We start from the raw sequence: 284 nt of genomic DNA, 5'->3' as shown, positions 1-284 counted from the left end.
CTAACCACACCACCTCGAGTTCCAAGAGCTCCAACCCAGGAAAACTCAAAACGTGATTAAGATACACATGGCTAAATTTTTGCTTGTCGCATTTGCAACTGCGGCTGTAATTTCCGTTACACTCGGCGCAGAATGGAGTTACAATGTTGGTGCATCAGATGGACCCAAGAATTGGAAAGGTATTTGCGCGTCCGGCCAGAAACAATCCCCTATAGACATCATGGCTAAAACAACAGAGTACGACTCCTCTCTGGGAAGCTTCACCTTGACCAACTACACACACG

At 46.8% G+C, this 284-nt stretch carries 1 protein-coding gene; it reads left to right on the top strand.

Annotated features, from left to right (window positions below; translation table 11 throughout):
* Positions 1-67 precede the first annotated feature (67 nt).
* On the top strand, positions 68-284 hold a 217-nt coding region (locus tag WG929_RS21095; RefSeq protein WP_416207636.1), incomplete at its 3' end, for a carbonic anhydrase family protein.

Origin of the sequence: Oceanobacter antarcticus (assembly GCF_044962685.1) — a bacterium.
Classification (GTDB): domain Bacteria; phylum Pseudomonadota; class Gammaproteobacteria; order Pseudomonadales; family Oceanobacteraceae; genus Oceanobacter; species Oceanobacter antarcticus.
Note: the sequence above shows the minus strand (reverse complement) of the source record. Positions and strands in the feature narration are given on the sequence as shown.